General features: G+C 41.7%; 21 protein-coding genes, 1 tRNA gene and 2 pseudogenes. 10 read left to right on the forward strand and 14 right to left on the reverse strand.

What is annotated here, in order from left to right:
- Window positions 1-106: 106 nt before the first annotated feature.
- The 3 genes from M1F14_RS05425 to M1F14_RS05435 all read left to right on the forward strand — a co-directional run bounded on the left by M1F14_RS05425 (window position 107) and on the right by M1F14_RS05435 (window position 1,408).
- Window positions 107-400: a DUF1471 domain-containing protein gene (locus M1F14_RS05425; protein WP_071548682.1), complete on the forward strand. Its 294-nt coding sequence runs from the start codon at window positions 107-109 to the stop codon at window positions 398-400.
- 30 nt (window positions 401-430) lie between these two features.
- On the forward strand, window positions 431-784 hold the full coding sequence (locus tag M1F14_RS05430) for a helix-turn-helix domain-containing protein (RefSeq protein WP_042845689.1): 354 nt from the start codon (window positions 431-433) through the stop codon (window positions 782-784).
- A gap of 225 nt (window positions 785-1,009) precedes the next feature.
- Window positions 1,010-1,408 carry a MerR family transcriptional regulator gene (locus M1F14_RS05435; protein ID WP_042845688.1) on the forward strand — a complete coding sequence of 133 codons (399 nt, stop codon included), beginning with the start codon at window positions 1,010-1,012 and terminating at the stop codon, window positions 1,406-1,408.
- Between the two features lie 43 nt (window positions 1,409-1,451).
- Here M1F14_RS05435 and M1F14_RS05440 read toward each other — a convergent pair whose 3' ends face one another.
- From M1F14_RS05440 to pepA, 4 genes are all read right to left on the reverse strand, one after another.
- Window positions 1,452-1,946, reverse strand: a complete 495-nt coding sequence (locus tag M1F14_RS05440) for a GNAT family N-acetyltransferase (RefSeq protein ID WP_042845687.1) — start codon at window positions 1,944-1,946, stop codon at window positions 1,452-1,454.
- Between the two features lie 171 nt (window positions 1,947-2,117).
- Window positions 2,118-4,988 carry a valine--tRNA ligase gene (locus M1F14_RS05445; protein WP_181469352.1) on the reverse strand — a complete coding sequence of 957 codons (2,871 nt, stop codon included), beginning with the start codon at window positions 4,986-4,988 and terminating at the stop codon, window positions 2,118-2,120.
- A 36-nt stretch (window positions 4,989-5,024) separates the two neighbouring features.
- On the reverse strand, window positions 5,025-5,474 hold the full coding sequence (locus M1F14_RS05450) for a DNA polymerase III subunit chi (RefSeq protein WP_034782118.1): 450 nt from the start codon (window positions 5,472-5,474) through the stop codon (window positions 5,025-5,027).
- Window positions 5,475-6,197: 723 nt separating this feature from the next.
- The gene (gene pepA, locus M1F14_RS05455; RefSeq protein ID WP_042845685.1) at window positions 6,198-7,709 is read right to left on the reverse strand and encodes a leucyl aminopeptidase; all 1,512 of its coding nucleotides are present in this window, start codon (window positions 7,707-7,709) and stop codon (window positions 6,198-6,200) included.
- Between the two features lie 340 nt (window positions 7,710-8,049).
- Between pepA and lptF the strand changes: the two genes are divergently transcribed.
- On the forward strand, window positions 8,050-9,147 hold the full coding sequence (lptF, locus tag M1F14_RS05460; RefSeq protein WP_042845684.1) for an LPS export ABC transporter permease LptF: 1,098 nt from the start codon (window positions 8,050-8,052) through the stop codon (window positions 9,145-9,147).
- Entirely contained in the window at window positions 9,147-10,223 is a 1,077-nt protein-coding gene (gene lptG / locus M1F14_RS05465) for an LPS export ABC transporter permease LptG (protein ID WP_071548680.1), read from the forward strand. The genes lptF and lptG overlap by 1 nt, the downstream gene beginning before the upstream one ends.
- Before the next feature lie 59 nt (window positions 10,224-10,282).
- Here lptG and M1F14_RS05470 read toward each other — a convergent pair whose 3' ends face one another.
- From M1F14_RS05470 to ampH, 3 genes are all read right to left on the reverse strand, one after another.
- Window positions 10,283-10,780 (reverse strand): hypothetical protein, encoded by a 498-nt coding sequence (locus M1F14_RS05470; RefSeq protein ID WP_042845681.1) that lies wholly within the window; start codon window positions 10,778-10,780, stop codon window positions 10,283-10,285.
- Window positions 10,781-10,904: 124 nt separating this feature from the next.
- Window positions 10,905-11,348, reverse strand: a complete 444-nt coding sequence (locus M1F14_RS05475; protein ID WP_129466590.1) for a hypothetical protein — start codon at window positions 11,346-11,348, stop codon at window positions 10,905-10,907.
- A 202-nt stretch (window positions 11,349-11,550) separates the two neighbouring features.
- Window positions 11,551-12,774, reverse strand: a complete 1,224-nt coding sequence (ampH, locus tag M1F14_RS05480; protein ID WP_042845677.1) for a D-alanyl-D-alanine-carboxypeptidase/endopeptidase AmpH — start codon at window positions 12,772-12,774, stop codon at window positions 11,551-11,553.
- 413 nt (window positions 12,775-13,187) lie between these two features.
- On the opposite strand from ampH, the gene M1F14_RS05485 reads away from it, so the two are divergent.
- The 5 genes and pseudogenes from M1F14_RS05485 to M1F14_RS05505 all read left to right on the forward strand — a co-directional run bounded on the left by M1F14_RS05485 (window position 13,188) and on the right by M1F14_RS05505 (window position 16,499).
- Window positions 13,188-13,272: transfer RNA gene (locus M1F14_RS05485), tRNA-Leu, on the forward strand.
- A 316-nt stretch (window positions 13,273-13,588) separates the two neighbouring features.
- Entirely contained in the window at window positions 13,589-14,854 is a 1,266-nt protein-coding gene (locus M1F14_RS05490; RefSeq protein ID WP_004915968.1) for an integrase arm-type DNA-binding domain-containing protein, read from the forward strand.
- 81 nt (window positions 14,855-14,935) lie between these two features.
- Window positions 14,936-15,184, forward strand: a pseudogene (locus tag M1F14_RS05495) (tyrosine-type recombinase/integrase); the annotation flags it as partial.
- A 119-nt stretch (window positions 15,185-15,303) separates the two neighbouring features.
- Entirely contained in the window at window positions 15,304-15,588 is a 285-nt protein-coding gene (locus M1F14_RS05500; RefSeq protein WP_181468818.1) for a hypothetical protein, read from the forward strand.
- Between the two features lie 326 nt (window positions 15,589-15,914).
- Window positions 15,915-16,499 (forward strand): antirestriction protein ArdA, encoded by a 585-nt coding sequence (locus M1F14_RS05505; protein WP_181468817.1) that lies wholly within the window; start codon window positions 15,915-15,917, stop codon window positions 16,497-16,499.
- A gap of 208 nt (window positions 16,500-16,707) precedes the next feature.
- On the opposite strand, the gene M1F14_RS05510 is transcribed toward M1F14_RS05505, so the two are convergent.
- The 7 genes and pseudogenes from M1F14_RS05510 to M1F14_RS05540 form a co-directional block, all read right to left on the reverse strand.
- Window positions 16,708-16,842 carry a hypothetical protein gene (locus tag M1F14_RS05510; RefSeq protein WP_269750008.1) on the reverse strand — a complete coding sequence of 45 codons (135 nt, stop codon included), beginning with the start codon at window positions 16,840-16,842 and terminating at the stop codon, window positions 16,708-16,710.
- Window positions 16,843-17,199: 357 nt separating this feature from the next.
- Window positions 17,200-17,470: pseudogene (locus tag M1F14_RS05515) on the reverse strand (IS1595 family transposase); the annotation flags it as partial.
- Between the two features lie 69 nt (window positions 17,471-17,539).
- The gene (locus M1F14_RS05520) at window positions 17,540-17,734 is read right to left on the reverse strand and encodes a hypothetical protein (RefSeq protein WP_014656694.1); all 195 of its coding nucleotides are present in this window, start codon (window positions 17,732-17,734) and stop codon (window positions 17,540-17,542) included.
- A gap of 23 nt (window positions 17,735-17,757) precedes the next feature.
- Window positions 17,758-18,780, reverse strand: a complete 1,023-nt coding sequence (gene galE, locus M1F14_RS05525) for a UDP-glucose 4-epimerase GalE (protein WP_181468816.1) — start codon at window positions 18,778-18,780, stop codon at window positions 17,758-17,760.
- 17 nt (window positions 18,781-18,797) lie between these two features.
- The gene (locus M1F14_RS05530; RefSeq protein ID WP_181468815.1) at window positions 18,798-20,876 is read right to left on the reverse strand and encodes a polysaccharide biosynthesis tyrosine autokinase; all 2,079 of its coding nucleotides are present in this window, start codon (window positions 20,874-20,876) and stop codon (window positions 18,798-18,800) included.
- A 33-nt stretch (window positions 20,877-20,909) separates the two neighbouring features.
- Window positions 20,910-21,338, reverse strand: coding sequence for a protein-tyrosine-phosphatase (locus M1F14_RS05535; RefSeq protein WP_014657219.1), 429 nt, complete (start codon window positions 21,336-21,338; stop codon window positions 20,910-20,912).
- A gap of 5 nt (window positions 21,339-21,343) precedes the next feature.
- Window positions 21,344-22,498, reverse strand: coding sequence for a polysaccharide export protein (locus M1F14_RS05540; protein ID WP_181468814.1), 1,155 nt, complete (start codon window positions 22,496-22,498; stop codon window positions 21,344-21,346).
- Window positions 22,499-22,528: the final 30 nt, after the last annotated feature.

The following is a 22,528-nucleotide window of genomic DNA, read 5'->3' on the forward strand; positions in this document are numbered from 1 at the left end:
GACTAAAATATACTGTGCAAAAATAGAAATAAGCTATTGACCTTGTATCTACTTTAAGGTTTTTAATAATAATCATTAATTTAAATACATACTTAAATAAGGGTTAATGATGAAGAAGATGATAGTTTTATTAGCGTTAAGTTTATTTAGTTACCAGGGTTTGGCTTCCGGTAATAAGGTTAACTTTCAGCTGGTATCAAATAAAATAATTGAAAATAATTCCTCAACAGAACCTCACAGAAAAATATTAGTAACAAAGACTTTTGTTGGTGATGCTAGTTTGTCATCAATTGAAATGCAGGCTCAGCAAGAAGCTAAAAAGTTAGGAGCGAGCCGCTATAAAATTGTTGGCGCAAGCGGTGAAAATCAACTTCGAGGACATGTCACATTTTATCAGTAAAGCCATTCGGTTTTATTAAGGAGATGAGCGATGAGTCATCAAACCATTAGAGAAAATGTAATACAAGATATTCTTTTGTGGATCGATATGAATGTAGATAAACCACTACAGATAGCGGAAATCTCTGATAGAGCAGGATATTCAAAGTGGTATTTCCAACGTATTTTTAAAAATACGGTTGGTGTGAGTTTAGGACAATATCTTTTAATCAGCCGCTTGTTAAGGGTATCAACAGATTTGAAAGAAACCAATGATAAAATCATTGATATCGCTTTCAGGTATGGATTTGATGGTCAGCAAGGGCTAACACGAGCATTTAAGCGAGAATTGAAAGTGACCCCTGCTAAATATAGGAGAGAAACAATGCTAAGATATCATGCATAGTTTAGTGAATAGGTTTTAGAAGAAGGAATAGAATTAGCTAGTCATCTGGCTAATTCTATATACCAAAAGAACCAAAAAATACGATACTAATAAATTTAATTATATATTTTAATAATATAGTGGACAAATGAAAAAATATGTTTTTTTCTTGACATTACAATGATGGTAAGGATTAGTATTATTGAAAGTTTACAATGGGCTGTATCCGTTTTTAGGTGGTCAATAATGAAAATAGGTGAATTATCAAAACTATTCAACATTCCAAGGGAGACTATACGTTTCTATGAAAAAGAGGGGTTAATTATTCCTCCTAATAGAAATGATAATAACTATCGAAGCTATAGTGAAAATCACATTGAGAGACTAAGGTTTATTAAAAACTGCCGTAGTCTTAATATGTCTCATCGCGAAATAAAAAAACTATTAGACTTAGTGGATAATAATAGTAATGATTGCCAATTAGTTGAATCTGTTATTAATACGCATTTAATTAATGTGAGAGAAAATATTGAAAAATTAATTAACTTAGAGAAGGAACTAATTATTTTACAAGAACATAGTGATGAAATAGGTTCTCGATATAAATGTGGGATCATAAAAAATCTATTATCTAAAGAATATTAGATAAATAAGGATAGCATATTGACTACCCTTATAAGCTTTATAATTACAACGCTTTTAACATACGAATTTCACAGTCGCTATGGCCTGTATTACCTAAAGGGGCATCAATAAATTCAAAACCTAACTTTTCGTATAGCTTAATTGCGGCTTGTAAGTCTTTGGTGGTTTCTAAATAGCAACGGGTATAACCTTGTTGTTTCGCAAACTCCAGTGACATCTGCACAATTTTTTTGGCTAAGCCTTTGCCACGTAATACGGAAGATAAATACATTTTCTGTAATTCCGCTGTTTCGTTATCGCCGCCTGCCAGTTGTGAAACACCGCCGCCACCGACAATTTCCCCATCCATTTCTACCACCCAATAAGCGCTACGGGGTTTGTTGTATACCTCAAATAAGGTATCTAAGATGGGGTCTGCAACGGCAAAGCCTTTATCTGCAGTTAAACCATGTTCAGCAGAAACTTCACGGATCACCGCGGCAATCCCTGCATTATCTTGTTGTTCAATAAGTCGAACGTTATAGTTTTGTGTTGTCATGTGAAACTCTTGATTATTATTGTGTACAACTCAGTGTAGAGAGAACCAGAAGGGAACTTCAATCTGAGAACTGCGAACGCAGTCGTTTGATGATACTCGAATTATTCAGCAAGAAAAAGCCCTTATTAGTAAACCAATAAGGGCTTTCAAGTCGGCTAAATTAATGAACCGTTATAAAGAGGCAATTGTCACTTTTTGCGCTTCAATTTTCGCTTTCGCTTCAATATTAGCGGTTAAACGCTCACGCTCTTTTTCCACTACCGCAGCAGGTGCACGGCTTACAAAACCTTCATTTGCTAGTTTGTTTTCAATGGTTTCGATCTCTTTAACCACCTTTTCCAGCTCTTTATCTAAACGAGCCAGTTCGGCGTCTTTGTCTACTAGACCCGCCATTGGGATCAGTAACTCAGCACCACCAACTAGTTTGGTGACAGATATAGGAGCTTCTTCACCTTCAGTTAATACTGAGATGCTTTCTAAGCGAGCCATTGACTTGATAAAGTTCTGGTTTTCATCGACACGACGTTTCGCATCGGCAGAAGCACCACGCAGCATTACATCGAGCGGTTTACCTGGGGAAATATTCATTTCAGCACGAATATTACGCACGGCGATAATCGCTTCTTTGATCCACTCAAGGTCACTCAGCGCGAGTTGATCCACTTTAGCCGCATCGAACTCAGGGAACGCTTGTAGCATGATAGTATCAGCGTCGATACCTTTCACTACTTTGACGCGTTGCCAGATGGTTTCAGTGATAAACGGAATGATAGGGTGTGCAAGGCGCAGTAAGCCTTCTAATACCTCAATTAAAGTGAAACGAGCCGCACGAACTTGTGCTTCGTTACCTTTATGAACCGCAGGTTTAGACAGCTCTAAATACCAGTCACAGAACTCGTTCCATGTGAAATCATACAGAATACCCGCTGCGATATCGTAACGGTGAGTGTCTAACGCATCGCGGTAAGCTTTCACTGTCTGATTAAATTGTGCCATGATCCAGCGGTCAGCGAGTGAAAAGCTCATCTCTCCGCCGTTTTGGCCGCAATCTTGACCTTCCGTGTTCATCAACACGAAACGGCTCGCATTCCAGAGTTTATTACAGAAGTTACGGTAACCAGACAGGCGTTTCATATCCCAGTTGATATCACGACCTGTTGACGCTAATGCCGCTAAAGTAAAGCGCAGTGCATCGGTTCCGTGGGCTTCAATTCCTTCTGGATACTCTTTACGGGTGCGTTTAGCGATCTTTTCAGCCAATTGTGGCTGCATCATGTTGCCTGTGCGTTTTTCGAGTAAATCTTCCAGAGAAATACCGTCAATCATATCCAGTGGGTCAATAACGTTCCCTTTGGATTTCGACATTTTTTGGCCTTCTTCATCGCGGATCAGGCCTGTCATGTAAACAGTTTTAAATGGAACTTGTGGCTCGCCATTTTCATCTTTAATGAAATGCATGGTCATCATGATCATTCGGGCGATCCAGAAGAAAATAATATCAAACCCACTGACTAATACATCGGTTGGATGGAAAGTTTTCAGTGCATCTGTATTTTCTGGCCAGCCGAGGGTGGAGAATGTCCACAAGCCGGAAGAGAACCAAGTATCTAGAACGTCATCATCTTGACGTAGTGTGATATCTGCCCCTAGGTTGTTTTCACGGCGAACTTCGTCTTCGTCACGACCTACGTAGACGTTGCCTTTTTCGTCATACCACGCGGGGATGCGGTGACCCCACCACAATTGGCGAGAAATACACCAATCTTGGATATCACGCATCCACGAGAAATACATGTTTTCGTATTGGCGAGGAACGAACTGAATACGACCGTCTTCGACAGCTTTGATGGCATCACGGGCTAAAGGCTCAGTACGTACATACCATTGGTCAGTTAGCATTGGCTCAATAACGACACCACCACGATCGCCATAAGGGACGGTGAGGTCATGAGGTTTCACCTCAACGAGTAGGCCTAATTGCTCAAACTCTGCCACAATAGCTTTACGTGCTGCAAAGCGCTCCATGCCACGGTATGCTTCAGGCATTTCGCTGCTATAAGCGGTTGATGGGTTACCGTTAGTATCGAAAACTTCAGCTTCGCTACGTACGTTACCATCTAAATCCATCATGTTAATCATCGTTAACTGATGGCGCTTACCGACTTCGTAGTCATTAAAGTCATGAGCTGGGGTGATTTTCACGCAGCCCGTGCCTTTTTCCATATCGGCGTGCTCGTCACCAACAATAGGAATACGGCGGTTAACAATTGGTAGAATAATTTCTTTACCAATCAAATCTTTATAGCGAGGATCTTCTGGGTTAACAGCAACGCCAGTATCTCCCAACATGGTTTCAGGACGTGTAGTAGCAACGACTAAATAGTCTTTGCCTTCGGCGGTTTTTGCCCCGTCAGCTAATGGGTAACGCAGGTGCCACATAGAACCTTTAACTTCACGGTTTTCAACTTCTAAATCAGAAATTGCGGTGTGCAGTTTTGGGTCCCAGTTAACAAGGCGCTTACCACGGTAAATTAAGTTTTCTTTGTAGAGACGAACGAAAGCTTCTTTAACAGCTTTAGATAAGCCTTCATCCATGGTGAAGCGTTCGCGTTCCCAATCAACAGAGTCGCCTAGACGACGCATTTGTTGAGAAATAGTGCCGCCAGATTCTGCTTTCCATTCCCAAATTTTGTCAATAAACGCATCACGGCCGTAATCGTGACGGTTTTTGCCTTCTTCTGCCGCAATTTTACGTTCAACGACCATTTGAGTCGCGATACCTGCGTGGTCAGTACCTGTTTGCCATAAGGTATTTTTACCTTGCATACGTTGGTAACGGATCATGGTATCCATGATGGTTTGTTGGAAGGCATGCCCCATATGCAGGCTACCAGTGACGTTCGGTGGTGGAATGACGACACAGAAGCTATCTTGGGTGGTATCCCCATTAGGTTTGAAATAACCGCTTTTCTCCCAGTGAGCATACAGTGATTGCTCAATTTCTGCGGGGTTATAGGTTTTATCGAGCGAAGGCTCATTCATTGGGCTATCTGGTTTCTTTTCCATTATCTTTTGTATTCAGTAAGTTGGCGGCGCCGCCATAGTCAAATTGAAGCCGACGCTACGGTATATTTTGTACCGCTCACGCGCCAACTGTTTTAAAGTTTCATCAATAGGTACGAAGTCTATCACTTCATGGAAAGCCGTGGCAAAATCTGCGAACTGATTTTGTAAATTAATCAGTATATCACGTGGCGTATTTCCCCGTTTGGCAGGCCAACAAATTTCAATAGGCGCACCATAACGAGGGCCTTCACCCGCTAAATTATGGGGAACAAACTGATGTGGGTCACGCTGCCACAAGGTTTCATCTATTTTTTCTGCCTGTTGCTGCGTTTCGCAAGCAATCAGAACTCGCTTCCCATTACGCCACAATTGAGCAGCAAGCTCGCAAGCTAGCCATTCATGGGCTTCAAGATCAGGAAGCGGTGAGGCTTGTGTTAGTTGGTAAAATGTACCTTTTTTCATATACCCATTATACCCGTCATACTTCAGTTTGTAGGGGTGTTGGCTACGCTCTTTCGCCTTAGTCACCTACTTATGTATGCTCCTAAGGTCTCAGTCGCTTGCCGCCTACCTACAAACTGAATTATCTAGGGTATAGCTTAAATCGCTACCCTTCAATTTGCAGGGGTGTTAGCTATGTTTTTCTCCTTAGTCACCTACTTAGGTATGCTCCTAAGGTCTCAGTCGCTTGCCGCCTACCTACAAACTGAATTATCTAGGGTATAGCTTAAATCGCTACCCTTCAATTTGCAGGGGTGTTAGCTATGTTTTTCTCCTTAGTCACCTACTTATGTATGCTCCTAAGGTCTCAGTCGCTTGCCGCCTACCTACAAACTGAATTATCTAGGGTATAGCTTAAATCGCTACCCTTCAATTTGCAGGGGTGTTGGCTACGTTTTTTCGCCTTAGTCACATACTTATGTATGCTCCTAAGGTCTCAGTCGCTTGCCGCCTACCTACAAACTGAATTATCTAGGGTATAGCTTAAATCGCTACCCTTCAATTTGCAGGGGTGTATTTTGGTAACCAAGCGCAGTATATATCTATGCTTAATTATATCCTTTTTTATAGCTGCCTCAAAATGGCTTTCTCAGTGCCTTGAAAACCAAAAAACAATATCCCGAATCACTATTGCTCATCGGGATATTTTTATGGACGAGATACAGCTAAATCATTTAAATGGGATTACTCATCACCATTTAAACCCGCGCGGTTTAGTAAAAACTGCGCTAGCATCGCAACCGGACGACCAGTAGCCCCTTTCGCGGCACCTGAACGCCAAGCGGTACCTGCAATATCAAGGTGTGCCCAGTTATATTTAGTGGCAAAGCGAGATAGGAAGCAGCCAGCGGTAATTGCACCTGCTGGACGACCACCTGTATTCGCTAAATCAGCAAAATTAGGGGTGATTTGGTCAAAATACTCATCCGCTAGTGGTAAGCGCCATGCACGGTCACCCGCTTGTTCCGAGGCATTTAACAGCTCATGAGCTAGTGGATTATGGTTTGACATCAACCCTGTATAATGGCTACCTAATGCAATTACACAAGCCCCTGTTAAGGTAGCGATATCAATAACCAGCTCAGGTTCAAAGCGTTCAACATAGGTGAGTGCATCACACAGAACTAACCGACCTTCCGCATCAGTATTAAGTACTTCAACGGTTTGCCCTGACATGGTAGTTAGAATATCGCCGGGACGATAAGCGCGACCACCAGGCATGTTTTCACAACCTGCTAGTACCCCAATCACATTGATTGGAAGTTGCAATTCAGTGATAAAACGCATCACGCCATACACACTTGCCGCACCACACATGTCGTATTTCATTTCATCCATGCCTTCGCCTGGTTTGATTGAAATACCACCTGAGTCAAAGGTTAACCCTTTACCGAGCAGAACAATTGGCTTGCTGTCCGCATCTGGGTTGCCTTTATATTCCATAATGGACATCAGTGATTCATTTTGTGAACCTTGCCCCACTGCTAGATAGGCATTCATTCCCAGCTCTTTCATTTGCTCTTCACCAATCACACGAGTGGTTAGTTTGCTATCTGAAATATCTGCTAGTTGACGAGCTTGAGAGGCTAAGTAACCGGCATTACAAATGTTTGGTGGCATGTTACTTAAGTCTTTCGCAGCTTTAACCCCTGAAGCAATGGCTAAGCCATGGGAAATCGCGCGCTCACCACTGGTCAATTCACGGCGTGTTGGGACATTAAACACCAGTTTGCGTAGTGGGCGACGGTGCTCTGTTTTATTACTTTTTAGTTGGTCAAACACATACAGCGATTCTTTTGCTGTTTCGACTGCTTGACGTACTTTCCAGTAGTTATTGCGGCCTTTTACATGTAATTCAGTTAAGAAACATACGGCTTCCATTGAGCCTGTTTCATTCAGAGTACTAATTGTTTTCTGAATAATTTGTTTAAATTGGCGTTCATCTAATTCGCGCTCTTTACCACAACCGATAAGCAGAATGCGTTCAGACAGAACATTTGGTACATGATGGAGTAGCAGGGATTGCCCTACTTTACCCTCAAGTTCGCCGCGGCGCAGCAGGGCGCTGATATATCCGTCACTAATTTTGTCCAGCTGTTCAGCAATTGGGGACAGACGGCGTGGTTCAAAGACTCCGACAACAATACATGCACTGCGTTGTTTTTCCGGGCTACCACTTTTTACACTAAACTCCATGCGTTCTCCTGAATCTTAAAGACAAAGGCCGATGCTCCCGCTAGAATTAGCGTTTCGCATGATCTACCTCATAGAGAATGAACTCTTTATGTTAAACTGACCATCTATACGCGAAATAAACCAAGTTGTATGCTGTTTATCGCGATACAACTACGAAGTATGGCGAGTATATTTGGTTTCGCGAATATTAAGCATGTTCTGATATTTTAATCAGTATAGAGAATGCTTTTATATCATTCTAGCCATACAATAAACTAGAGTATATGTTAGTAAATGGCAGACATTGAACGAACTTAGCCATTTTCTACCCAAAAGACAAGTTTTCACAGGCGTAATAAGCGTGATCATTATTAGATATTTGGTACGGGAAACCCTGAAAAGTCAGTTAGCCATACTTTTTGTATTGATGCTAATCTTTTTTAGCCAGAAGTCGATAGATATTCTGGGCGCTGCCGTTCAGGGCAATATTCCATCAAACTTAGTACTTCCTTTACTGGGGTTAGGTGTGCCTGAAATGGCGCAACTTATCTTACCTTTAAGCCTATTTCTTGGGCTATTGATGACCTACAGTAAGCTTTATACTGAAAGTGAAATTACGGTAATGCACGCCTGCGGTTTAGGGAAAAGTGTTTTGGTCAAAGCGGCGTTAGTGCTGGCCATGATTACCGCCATGGTGGCAGTTGCCAATATTACGTGGATGCTACCGTGGTCATCTCAATATCAAGAACAAGTGTTAGCGGATGCTAAAGCTAACCCAGGTTTAGCCGCAATGGTGGAAGGGCAGTTTAAAACCACAAAAGACGGCAACTATGTTTTGTATATTGGTGATGTAAAAGGGAGTAATTTCAAAAATGTTTTCCTAGCGCAGTTACGTGCTGCGAATGAACAGCGCCCTTCTGTAGTGGTTGCCGAAAGTGGTTATATGAAGGAAGACCCTGATGGCCGTCAAGTGGTCATTCTTAATGAAGGGACCCGTTACGAGGGGACGGCATTATTACGTGATTTTCGTATCACTGACTTTGTCAATTACCAAGCCATAGTCGATCATCAAACAGGTGAGGCTCGTAATGACCGCGTTGAGCAAAAGAATATGCTGCAATTGTGGAATGAAAATACACCTGAAGTGAATGCAGAGTTTCATTGGCGTTTAACGATTGTTTTCTCGGTTATCGTCATGGCTTTAATGGTGGTACCTCTAAGTGAAGTGAACCCACGTCAAGGTCGGGTGCTAAGTATGTTACCTGCGCTGCTGTTGTACCTCATCTTCTTTTTGCTGCAAAGTACGTTACGCAATAGTGCAGATAAAGGTGATATTGACCCAAGGTATACCATGTGGGCAGTGAACTTAGGGTATTTAGTCTTAGCGGTGATCCTCAATGCATGGAACACTGTTCCTATGCGCCGTATGCGTCTTAAATTGAGTAAAGGGGTTGCCTGATGTTTGGTGTTTTAGATAGGTATATCGGTCGGACCATCCTAAATTCTATTTTGGTGACGCTTTTTTTATTGGTTTCACTCGCTGGGATTATTAAATTTGTCGAGCAACTGCGTAAAGTGGGTGATGGTGATTACACTGCGTTGAGCGCGGGGGTTTTTACTTTACTTACGGTACCAAAAGATATTGATGTTTTCTTCCCGATGGCGGCCTTATTAGGGGCGTTAATGGGCTTAGGTGCACTCGCTTCACGTAGTGAGCTGGTGGTCATGCAAGCTTCTGGTTTTACCCGTTTACAGATTGCCCTTGCGGTGATGAAAACGGCTATCCCTCTGGTTATCGTGGCGATGTTCATTGGTGAATGGATTGCACCAGCCGGTGAGCAATGGGCGAGAAACTACCGTGCAGAAAAAATCGTTGGTAATTCATTAGTGGTTACTGACGAGGGAATGTGGGCAAAAGATGGCCGCGACTTTATACACATTCAGCGTATTAATAACGCAACATCGATTCAAGATGTATCGATTTACCGTTTTGATAAGCAACAAAAACTTAACTCGGTGATGTTTGCTTCAAGTGGGGAGTATGACACGGCAAATAAACAGTGGGTGTTATCTCAAGTGGATGAGTCAATATTAAGCAGTGAGAAAAAAATTACGGGTTCACAGCGGTTGACGGTTGACTGGAAAACTAACCTTACCCCAGAAAAACTAGGGATAGTTTCTTTGAATGCGGATTCGTTATCTATTCGTGGCTTATATCAGTATGTTTCTTACTTGAAAGAAAGTGGTCAAGTTGCAGCTGTTTATGAATTAAGTATGTGGAAAAAAATATTGGCGCCACTCTCTGCCGCTGTCATGATGTTAATGGCCGTTTCGTTTATTTTCGGGCCATTACGCACCGTACCAATGGGGGTACGTGTTATTTCAGGTATTGTGGGCGGCTTCTTATTTTATGTGCTAAACCAAGGGTTTGGTAACTGGAGCCTTGTTTATTCAGTACCACCGATTATTGCAGCTATCTTGCCAAGCTTATTGTTCCTAATTGTCAGTATTGTTTTATTAGTGAAACGAAAATAGCGTTTTATAGGTCATTAAAGGCTGTGTATCTTCGGGTATCACAGCCTTTTTCTTTGTCGTCATTTACTTAGTAATAAGTTTCCTAACTTACTGATAATTCGTAATAGTTTATTCTGAGGACGGAATAAAACTTGTTGTTGCCTATTATCTGCAGATGTACTGATATATTCACCTTTAATCCCAATAACATTCAATCGACTTTTATTCGCTAACTGTTGAGCACAAGAAAAAATACCGCCATTCGCCGTATATGACTGGCGAATAAGATAAGCTTTTTTCCATTCTTGCTCTGTGAATGCGATTTGTACTTCTTTTCGTGCTTCACTGACAAGTTTTTTATATTCAGGTGTTTGTTCTAATTTCTTTTGATTGTTTTTTAAAGGATGAGAATTGAGTGATCCAAGATTTATTTCTACTGATGTCGGTTTCTGCGGGGCAGGGAATATGTTTTGGTGGTTATGGATTCTTCTAAGTTGGAGAACCAACTCAGAAACGTTGCCCTGTTTAATGGTACAGGGCCGTGTTATATGATGTAAAAAAAATGGAGAAGTACGCATTTTAATTCCTATTCATCAAGTAGAAGAGGGATTAAGATTAGCCTTGAATCAGCTTACAACATTGCATAAAACGATTATAAATATAAGAAATAGCTTGAATAATAGGGCATTAATACTGTTATTATTAACCAACTATTGCGTAACCTAATGCACTGATAAAGGCGACTACCCTTGTTTGGGGTTGAAATAACTTTTTTCTGGCTCCTGAGATATGACTTTGGTTATCAATAGCTAAAATATTTTGGCGACTCCGGTTTGCTAATTGCTGAGCAAGTGAAAAAAAACCACCTTTCATACTATTTTGTCGTTTAAATTTAAAAGCCGTTTGGCACTTTTCCCGATATATTCGCCTTTCTTCTTGTCGGTAAGCTTTGATAGCTTGTAATTCTGAGCCATCTAAATATTTGTAGGGGTATTGAGTAGCAATAGACCTATTCTCTACGTACTCTGGTTTTTTAGTACAATGGCCTTTAATACTATTCAAAATTTCTATCAATTCAAATTGGCTAATTTTTGGGCATTGTGTAGCCTGACAACTTAATGTTATCGCGTGGTTTTTTGTTTTCATTTTAGCTCTGGATGTGTTAATGGAAGGCTAAAAGATTATCGGGAATTTGAATGAATTGATTTTAAAAATGGGTAGTAAAATTATCAAAAACAGCCTGAATATATCAGGCTGTTGTCGCAATTAATGAGATAATGCGGGTAAATCCACGTTTTAGGGTCGGGGTGTAACTCGCCATTGTTTGTAATGCTTTGGCGGTACTCCTTCAATGTTTCCCATATGCGTGGTTAGAAGATAGCGAAGCGACGAGTTCATTAACGCCAATAGTTAACTTACTAAATTTGCTGCTATCTTTTCGGGTCATGACGACAAATACCCCAATGTTTTGCTGTGGGATCATCGCCATATAGGTATTAAACCCACCGCCGCCGCCTGTTTTCTGGTAAATTCCTGGAGTGCCATTCTTCGGTTTCATATAAACCCACCCAAGGCCTAACCCATCCGCATGGCCAGCGACGTCCATTCCTTTAATTTCTAACAATTTTTCGCGAGGGAAATAGATGCCTTGCTCACGAGCCGCGGTGACTTTCCTTAAGCTCTTATCTGTCGATAAAAATTGTTGCATCCACTTTTGCATATCTGCTGGGGTTGAATACACACCACCGCTTCCTGCTGCTGCAAGTGTATTATGGCAAGGGCTTGGTTTAGTGCCTTCCATTAAACGTGCACATTGAGCTTTATTGGGTGTATAGGTGGTATTGGTCATTTTGGCTGGGGAGGTGACATAATGACTAAACAATTGTGGGTAAGAATGACCTGATGCTTTCACCATGGCATCAGCTAATAAGTCATATGCAAGGTTAGAATAGGATGCCTCAGTGCCTGGCGTCGCATCTAATTTGCCTGTTTTTAACCATGTCCAGCGGTTATCTTGGGTTGGCCAAATAAATACAGGACGCCCCCATTTTCCGCCTGGTTGCTCACGAGGTAAGCCACTGGTGTGGCTTGCAAGGTGGTAGAGGCGAATCGGCTGCCCACTGGCGTTATCAGGCACAGTAACACCATGATAGGCATATTGTTGCAGCGGGTCAGTAATTAATAACTTTTTGTCTTGTTCAAGCTTGATTAATATTTCACTCGTCATCAATTTAGTAATTGATGCTATGCGAATGAGTGAATTTGGCCCCGGTTTTTTACCATTGCCGGGTGCTGTTTCGCCATAATAACGGGATAAAACTTGGTTATTATCAATAACAATTATTGCCATACCTCTGGCGTCGCTTTCGTTAAAAATACGATTGGCATATAAATCGACAATTTTAGCAACGCGTTCGTAGGTCCTTCTATCTCCTTCAAAAACCTGCCAGTCAGTAGATGCAATATCATTCGTTTGCAGAAATTTTGGTGTTTTTTTGGTCGTTGTTGAACATGCCATCAAGGCTAAAGACAACGCAGATACTGACAGAATTTTTAGTAATGATTTCTTCATGTTTGAAGCCAGCCGATATGATTGTTTGCAAATGGCTATTCAGCCAATCTTATTTTTTCTTAGCGAAAATTTTCATTACCACACCAATTAAGATGCCAATAAAGATCCCTGTCGCTATCCACCCAACAAAACCCATGATAAAGCCTTAATGTTTGTATTAGATTGCGGATAAACTAACAAAAATAATTGTCTATCGCCAGTGACCCAGCGTTGTGATAAGAAAAATAGTTAGGGAAAGCTACCATATCGGCTAATGAAGATATAAACAAAAGAAGCTTTCTTTCTCTTATCATGTGATTTTAGCAATATGCGTTTTTTTTAATCGAACAGACTTGATCTTCAAGAATAAGTGTTGCCAGTAGACACAAGGCAAGTATAATGGCAGCGTTTTCCAAGAAACACATCACTTCAGTGCCGGAGTGGCGGAATTGGTAGACGCAGTTGATTCAAAATCAACCGCCTTCGGGTGTGCCGGTTCGAGTCCGGCCTTCGGCACCATAAGAACATCAAGAGACGTCAACTGACGTCTTTTTTTGTATCTAAAATCCAGTATTTGCAAGGCTTCCCCCGCGTTTTCAGTCAATGTATGTCAACTTAACTCAACCCACATCAACCTCCGAGTGAGTATATAACTGAGTATATCTTCGCTTCGATAATGTTTGTATACTCATTATATCTTGAATTACCAATGCTAAAGCAATGCAGGCGCAGCCTTTGGCGTAGATACTTAGTTGTTTATGTAACTCGAAATCATCGACTGTAATCTGAGATATCTCGTTTATATACTCACTCTGGGGTGAAGAGGATAAAGAATATGGCATTAACCGATACAAAAGTTCGTGCAGCTAAACCTGAAGATAAAGCTTATACACTGACAGACAGTGATGGCTTGTTTCTTTATATTCACCCCAATGGTTCTAAATATTGGCGTTTCCGTTTTCGCTTTGGCGGTAAACAACACTTGATGGCTTTTGGTGTATACCCTGAAATTTCTTTAGCGGATGCAAGAGAAAGAAGGGATGCTGCCAGAAAGCAAGTCGCTTTAGGTATCGATCCTCGCGAGCTCAAGAAAGAATTAAAGGAAGAACAGCAAAAGGAATTTAACACCTTTGAGAAGGTAGCTCGTGATTGGCACGCGACCAATAAAAAGTGGTCAGAAGGGCATAGCCATCGAGTCCTTAAAAGCCTTGAGGACAATATCTTTGCTGCTATTGGTAAACGCAATATTGCCGAACTAAACACTCGTGATCTCCTTGAACCGATTAAAGCCGTAGAGATGTCTGGACGTCTTGAGGTTGCAGCACGTTTACAACAACGTGTGACAGCCATAATGCGTTATGCCGTACAAAGCGGTTTAATCGACTATAACCCAGCGCAAGACATGGCGGGTGCAGTTGCGACAGGTAAACGAGTCCACAGAGCCGCTTTAGAGCTTAAACGTCTACCCGAGTTCTTACAACGTATCGATGATTATAAGGGAAGACCTTTAACTAAACTTGCTGTCAAACTTACCTTGTTAGTTTTTATTCGTTCCAGTGAATTGCGCTTTGCTCGCTGGGATGAAATCGATTTTGATAATGCCATGTGGACGATCCCTGCTGAACGCGAAGCGATAGAAGGGGTTAAGCACTCTCATCGTGGATCAAAAATGCGTACTCCTCACTTAGTCCCTTTAAGCCGACAAGCCATTGAGATCTTAAAACAGATCTATCAATTCAGTGGCAACCACGAACTGATCTTTATCGGCGATCACAATCCTAGAAAACCAATGAGTGAAAACACAGTTAACAACGCGTTACGTGTGATGGGCTATGACACTAAGACGGAAGTCTGTGGACATGGTTTCAGAACGATGGCTTGTAGCTCGTTGATTGAGTCAGGGCTATGGTCGAAGGATGCAGTAGAAAGGCAAATGAGCCACCAAGAACGCAATTCAGTAAGAGCTGCTTATATTCATAAGGCTGAGCATATTGAGGAAAGACGACTGATGGTGCAATGGTGGGCTGATTATCTGGATGCGAATAGGGAAAGGGAAATTTCGCCGTTTAGTTTTGCTAAATTAGGCAATGAGATAGTGTGAGGCTTGCAGATACAGTTTTGCATACCTTGCTAGATACTCATCAAAAGCTGGTTAGTCAAGAAAGCGATTTAATTGCTTAGGTATGAAGGAAGGCTAACAGGACACGGTCTCCGCCACGAGATGAGGATTATCGTGAGAAAGGTTTTAACAGCGCTTGGATTGAAACACAGCTGGCGCATAGCAATAAAAATGCGATACGTGGAACCTATAACCATGGCGCAATATTTGGCAGGGAGACGTGAAATGATGCAGTGGTATGCCGACTATATCGATTCATTGCGAAATGGTGGCAATATTGTTCATGGGAATTTTCATCGTCAAAACGCATGATAACTAACCACGATTTATCGTAATACATTTCATTCAATAAAAAAGCTTTATCACTGAAAGCCTCTGTCCTCACGGACAGGGGCTTTTTTGCTTTTTAATCAACCTAAAAGGAAATTATCATGGAAAATTACATTCGTTGCCCGGCCTGCGATTCAACCCGTATTCGTGAACGTCATATCGGGAAAAAGACAGGAGCTGTTGCTGGTGGCGTATCAGGCGCACTAGCTGGAGCGTCTATCGGCTCTGCTGTTCCTGTTATAGGGACGATTGCTGGTGCTGCGGTAGGCGCTCTATTTGGACGTTTAGTAGCTGGAGCTACTGCTGGGGCTGTGAGTGGTTCAGCTTTAGATGGCGTGGTATTTGATCGTTATGAATGTATCGAGTGTGAATACACGTTTGATTGATAGCCATAAGTTAACGGAAACCCCTGATGGGGTTTCATCTCTTAGGAGTCTGTGAGTCTGAACTGACCCTAGTTTATTGGAACAGGGGCTTTTTTCGTTTTAACCCACACAAAAATAAATCATGATAGAAAACTTAACACATTATCGGATCTGTCAGTCTGCTCATTATCCTGATCTAAAACGCCATTAATCACGCTTTAAAGCAGATTATCTGTTTTCAGCTGATGGGGATTTTATATCAACATCAGCTTCTAAAGGGAAATAGCTCCCTTTATCAAAATATCGCCATTAATTAAATCACAATACATCAATAATAGGACACGAATATGCATATAACTGCGACGGCTTCCCCATGCCTAAAATCGGGGATGATTTCTGTTTTTATTACGAATTTAGGTAAATATAACGAAGGTGAACTGGTTGGTGAGTGGCTTGAGCTTCCGGCAACCTCAAAAGAAATAGAACACTGTTTAATGCGGATTGGCATTGATGGTATTCACTATGAAGAGTATTTTTTGACCGACTATGAATCCTCCATTGATGGCCTTTCTTCCTATATTTCAGAATATAGCCTTTTAGATGAGTTGAATGAGTTAGCCACGCAATTAGCCATGTTATCGCCTGATGAAATTGACCTTTATCAGGCAGCTATTGAAATCGGTTCTTCCGCGAGTTCAATCCATGATTTAATTCATTTAGCGGATAATTTAGATTCTTTCCAGCAATTAGCGGGGGTCTATAATGAATATGATTTAGGTTATTACTGGATAGAAGAAAGTGGTTGTTATGATTTAGCCCAACTGGGTCATTTATCCCATTACTTTGACTATGAACGCTATGGACGTGATGTTTGTCTTGAACAAGGCGGAATTTTTCACAGTGGAGGATATGTTTATCATACGGGTGGGTAGATAGGACAACAACATGAGAGTCGAGCCGCTTTCATCCCTTAAGGCGGGAAATAAAGAATGTCGTGGTACCCCAATGACATCCATAAGCTAGAACGTTAATCAAACTAAACTCTATTTTAAGCCATCTTTACGGATATCCGTGAAGATGGCTATTATGGTATTCTTTTTTTATTTAATGCAAACCATTAAATGGATATTTATCTTACTGTTATGACAAATGCACTAGTAGAAGCAAGATAGCCACATATTGGCTTTCAACATAACACCCTTCAAGTATGCCACCATCCGTTGATGTTGCATCACCTTTCTGGATCACTTTATGATTAACGATTGTGCAGCACATAATATTTTCTTACGATTAATCATCTAGTTTGCCTTCACGTACTAGATGCCAAAGCGTGGTGCCTTCTGGGTTATTGTTCACATCAGAAGCAATAGCCCTCGTTGAAAATACGCCTCTTTTAAGCACTCTTTTTCAATGTTGTAATAACCTGCCACCAAAGCTGGCTCATCTGCAACTATTGGCGTGATTTTTAAAAGGGCGCTATCTAAACGAGAATACTAAGCTTTGGTCGCGAGAATATCGAAATGACCGTAGCCTCGGCTATGTAAACTGTCAATTGGTGGCTATTCATTATAGTGTGGGTTTAAGTGCCGAGTTTCAGTAAAGCTTCGTTATCGGTAGCAATATGTGAGATTAGGCATCTGGTATAATCTTAGTATAAACCTTGTCACTACACTTCAATAGCTGGAATACAGTCACTTTACCGACGGTGCCTCTACCTAAAGAATCTTTACGGCTTCCACCAAAATAACTTTCGTCGATTTATATCTCTCCATCAAACCAAGAATGCTTATCAACGTGCTCAGCGATTAGCACTCTGAGGCGATGGGAACAATAAGCCGCGGTGTTGGACACCAACTAATTCGGCAGCAATACTAGCTGTAGAGCCTGTAACGAACAGCTCAATTAACCATTCCTATTTGTACTGACTGAGTCTGCTTTTTCTCGTAGAACTATCCTAGATGATCTTAATTATCTAGGACAGTCCCCCTTTATTTTTATCTTCAACGTGTTGTTTAAAAATCAAAACCTCACTCATTTTTACCTTACCATGCCTATTTCTTTTCGGTAATGGTAATCCTTCTAATTCGCATGTGGTTCTATATAACATAGCTAAATACTCTGCCTTAACGCCAATATATAAAGCAAAAGAATCTATATCAATATTCATATCTTAACCTAAATCAAATAAATCTATTTATAGCCATTAGGATTCTGCGATTGCCAGCGCCAGCTATCATTAACCATATCTTGTACTGAATATTGTGCTTTCCATCCTAAATCATTAAAGGCCTTTTTAGGGCTAGACCAACATTCAGCGATATCGCCAGGGCGGCGCTCAACAATTTTATACGGGATAGGTTTACCTGATGCTTTTTCAAAAGCAGCAATCATCTCTAATACACTCGTTCCTTTACCCGTACCTAGGTTATAGATATGTAGGCCTGCTTGATGGCTGACATTATTTAATGCTGCAATATGACCGCTAGCTAAATCCATAACATGGATATAATCACGTACGCCAGTACCATCTGGAGTTGGGTAATCAGAGCCAAATACCATGACTTCTTTATGACGACCAACTGCTACTTGAGCGATATAAGGTGTTAGGTTATTTGGAATACCCTGTGGGTCTTCACCAATTAAGCCTGATTGGTGTGCGCCAACGGGATTAAAGTAGCGTAGTAAAGTAACCGACCAATCGTTATGTGCAATATATAGATCAGCAAGAATACGCTCAACCATATATTTACTGGTGCCATATGGGTTGGTAGTACCACCGACTTTAGAGTCTTCGGTTAATGGTACTTCTTCTGGATCACCATACACAGTAGCCGATGAGCTAAAAATTAAGCTTTTGACGCCCGCTTTTTGCATACTGGCAAGTAATACTAACGTGCCATTGACGTTATTATCATAATACTCAATCGGTTTTTGAACGGATTCACCAACCGCTTTTAACCCAGCAAAGTGGATCACCGATGTGATTTGGTGCTCAGCAAAAATCGTATCCAGAATAGCGTTATCACGTACATCACCGGCATAGAAGACAGGTTTTTTACCTGTGATGGTTTCAATGCGGTTGAGTACTTCTGGGTTGGCATTACATAAATTATCTAAAATAATTGGCTGCATGCCTTGTTCAATCATCTGCACACAGGTATGGCTACCAATGTAGCCAAGACCGCCTGTGACTAAGACCTTTGTATGATTCATTTTAAATTCCTGTACGACTAGTACTCATAGACATAGTTATAGTCGTCTGATTTCGCATCGATACCATTGAGGATCACGCCTGTGATTTCGATATCGTTTTGTTTAAAGCGTTTTAGCGATAGCTCAATATCTTTCACCGTATTGACACCATAGTAGGCAATAAGCAGTGAGGTGCCGACGTACTTACCGATAATCGCGGAGTCAGTGATTGCTAAGATTGGGGTGGTATCGATAACCACGATATCATATTGCCCTTTCATCGTGTCGAGCAGGTGTTTAAAACGTTCTCCCATCAGTAACTCAGAAGAGTGAGTGACATTTTTACCACGGCAGATCACATCTAGGTTTTCAATCACACCACGGTGGATGGTCGGTTGCGTAATGTCCTGCTGAGCCAAATATTCGGATAACCCCGCTTTATTGCTTAAACCAAAGGCTTTATGAATACGGCCTTTACGTAAGTCGGTATCAATTAGGAGGACTTTTTTACCCGCATTAGCTAATACAACCGCCATATTAGAGGTAACAAAGCTTTTACCTACGCCCGGTGACGCACTACTGATCATCACCAAGTTATTCCCTTGGTTCATCACCGAGAAGTAAACGCTGGTACGCAGGGAACGGATGGCTTCTACTGCCGTATCGGCTGGGTTTTCCAATGCAAGTGGGCGCTTATTCCCCGCTGCAATTAATTTTTTCTCATGAGTAGAGAATGGAATAGTGGCATAGACGTTAACACCCAATGCATCGATATCTTCAGTACCTTTAATCTTATTATTAAAGAACTCACGGGCGATCACATAAGCGCAACCCACAATAAAACCGAGGATCGTCGCCAGAACCATTATGAGCGCTTTTTTCGGTGCCACGGCATTAGGTTGGGATTCTGCCGAGTCAATAATGCGTACATCGGCGGTGATCCCGGAGTTTAATACGCTCAGCTCTTGCTGTTTGGCCACTAGCTGATTATAGATAGCTTGCTCGGACTCTACATCACGTGTTAAACGCACAATCTGTTGCTGGGTATTGGGAAGTTTTTGGATATTTTTACTGATTTTCTCTTTTTCACGTAACAGTTGCTGACGCTTATCCAGCAATGATTGGTAAGCAGGGTGGTTACGGGTATAGAGCTGCTGGATCTCTACCTCTTTAAAGGTTAACTCATTGAGTTTCTCTTCGACTTGCAAGGCGCTATCAAGAGCCGATTTAGCCTCTAAGGACAGGTCGATAGATTCATTCTTTTTACGGAAAGCATTTAATTGGTTTTCATAGTTGTCCAATTTAGTTTTTACTTTCGGTAAATATTCATCTAAGAATAATAGCGTATTGTTGGTGACCTCTTTTTTACGCTCAGTATTTTGATCCACATAGTTTTGGATAATGCTATTTAAAATCTGTACATTTTCCGCTTTGTCAGCACCTTTAATAGCAAGATTAATAATCCCCGTGCCTTTACCGACTTCTGCAATCGTTAAGGTATTACGTAGGTTTTCAATGGTCGAATAACGGGCATCTTTAGATAAGGTAAATTCTTGTCCGACTTCAGCATTGATTGAGGATACCAGCAAGCTGATTTCATCTTGTTTTAGGAGTTCGCCCACTTTGCCTTCAACGGTTTGGTTATCAATATGAAGAGCATAACGGTTTTCGCCTAAATAGGTCACAATAGCGGGTTCACCAATAAGATGTTCAGGTAAAGAATAGAGGGAAATAGCGACAGAAGCTTTGTCTCCCCAAAGCCTATCGAAAAAACCAGCCGGTGCGACTTGGGTATCTAAATTAAGGTCTGCAACCGTTTTACCGAGCACCATCCGAGACTTAATGACCTCGATTTCGGAATCGGCTTGGCTATTACTATTAGCAAATGGCATCACATCGCTCATTTGATCTAACAATGAAACTTGGCTCATTTTATCGTATTGCAGTGTCGCATTGGCTTGATAGATTGGTGTCGCTAGAAAGCTATAAGCGGCACCAATTACAATAAAAAAGAGGGTAAAAAAGCCGATTTTAAGGTAGCTGGATTTGAGTATCTTAAAGAGCGCCAGCAGATCGATTTCGTCCGAGGCAGCGGAGCTGGTTTTTGTCGTGTTCATAATCAATTAACGTTAAGCCTTCAAATAGTAAAATTAAATTTTCCCTTGCCACTGTATAACGGCTTTTTCCATCAGTTGATAAACATGCTCGAACATTTCATCACTGCGTTTATGCGGATCTGGGATCTCGGTTTTATTTAGCCACTGGCCGAACAGCATGACTTTGCCACGCGTTTCAGGGAACTGTTGATGGATTCTATCAATATGGTCGTTTTCCATCACTAGGATTAAGTCTGCTTCTTTACATAATTCACTGGTTAAACGACGTGATTGGTGGCCATCTAAAGAGAGATTGTGGTTTTGTGCAATACGGATGGCGCTATCATAAGCGGGACGATCCTCTTTGGCGATAATGCCCGCGGAGTGCACCTTTTTATCGGGGAAATGGGTTTGTAATAGGCGCTCCCCCGTGGGGGAGCGGCAAATATTCCCCATACAGACAACGAGAATATTATTAAACATATGGATTACCAGTCATGAATACGTTTAGTACCTTCGGTTAACTGATTATAAGTTGCGATGGTTGGTAGCAATTGGGTGATTAGGCGGTTCCAACGTACAACGGGTGCTGCGGTAACATAAACTAAGTCATAAGGTTGCAGTTTAAATTCCGTTCCCATCACCATGGCAGTGGCATCGGATAAATCTAACTGATAGACCGCCGCCATTTTTTTCGGCAGTAGGGCATCCAGCTCTTTATCGCCCGAGGTTTGGTTTTTAATTGGACGGATGACAAATACGCCGGTTGCATTAGCGGTATTTTGATCTGTACCGCCTGCTTTACTCAGTGCCTCAGTAATACTCATGCCAGCACGGTCAATGGTTAGGGTGTTTGGCTGACCTACTTCTCCCATCACAAACACTTTTTGCCCGTCGTTACGTGGTACATATAGTACATCACCCGGTAGCATCAGATGGTTTTGGGTTAGGTCGCCATACTGAACTAATGCTTGCAGTGAGATTTTTATCTCTTTGCCATTTCGGGTGAGTACGACATTGTCCCAATCGGCTTTTTCAGTCAGGCCGCCTGCATTATTAAAAGCCTCTAAAACTGTTAGCGGCACGTTAGTAATCGGTAATGTACCGGGTTTAGCCACTTCACCTGAAACATACATTTTCTGTGAGCGGAAGGCGGCAATACTGACATCCACTTGTGGTGATTCGATATAAGTCGATAGACGGTTACTCACTAGATTACGGATTTCAGTGACCGTTTTGCCTATGACTTTCACTTTACCGATATACGGATAGTAGATAGTACCATCGGAATGCACCCAGTTACCGGAGTCCGCGGCGCTACGGTAAGAGCCGGCAGGAATGGTTAACTCAGGGTGATCCCATACCGTAATGGTTAATACATCACCCACACCAACACGGTACTCATAGGTTGCCAGTTGCTTCTCTAGGGTTGGGTTGGGTTTTGCAATAACTTGTGGGGTATACATCTCATCTAATAGTTTTGGCGAGATCGGGTAGATATCGACAAATTTAGAAATATCACGATCGCCAGTGTCGACGACATTTTTGCCTGATGTGGACATATAGACACCAGGGGTAACGGTACAGCCGGTGAGCAAAATGCTGGCTGCGAGTAGTGTCAGTGGGAGACGCTTACTAAGCACAAGACCATCCTATGATAAAAAATGTTTAGA

The organism is Providencia sp. PROV003, from assembly GCF_045040775.1.
GTDB classification, from domain to species: domain Bacteria; phylum Pseudomonadota; class Gammaproteobacteria; order Enterobacterales; family Enterobacteriaceae; genus Providencia; species Providencia huashanensis.